Origin of the sequence: Gulosibacter sediminis (assembly GCF_014904065.1) — a bacterium.
Lineage (GTDB): Bacteria > Actinomycetota > Actinomycetes > Actinomycetales > Microbacteriaceae > Gulosibacter > Gulosibacter sediminis.
This window is the reverse complement of the sequence record NZ_JACXJG010000042.1, coordinates 1-206: the sequence shown is the minus strand read 5'-3', so window position 1 is coordinate 206 and position 206 is coordinate 1. Positions and strand designations below refer to the sequence as shown.

Annotated in this window: 1 protein-coding gene; it reads right to left on the bottom strand. The window is 68.9% G+C overall.

Annotated elements, in window-relative coordinates; genetic code table 11:
• The coding region (locus ID132_RS12875) for a cyclase family protein (RefSeq protein ID WP_193128808.1) at window positions 1–206 on the bottom strand (206 nt) is incomplete at both ends.

Genomic DNA, 206 nt, shown 5'->3' with positions numbered 1-206 from the left:
GAGGAACGCCTCCTGGCTGTCCGAGAACTTGTCCCAGCCCGTGCGCAGCAGCAGCCATGTGTTCGGCTCGAAGGCTCCGTGCTCGGCCTCCCACTTCTCGATATCCGCGACGTCGATCAAGAAGTCGGGGTCGGCCGCGGCCTCCGCCGAGAAGTCGAGCACGACCGCCGGCCCAACGAGCCGCGCGGGCGGCAGCTGCGACACGT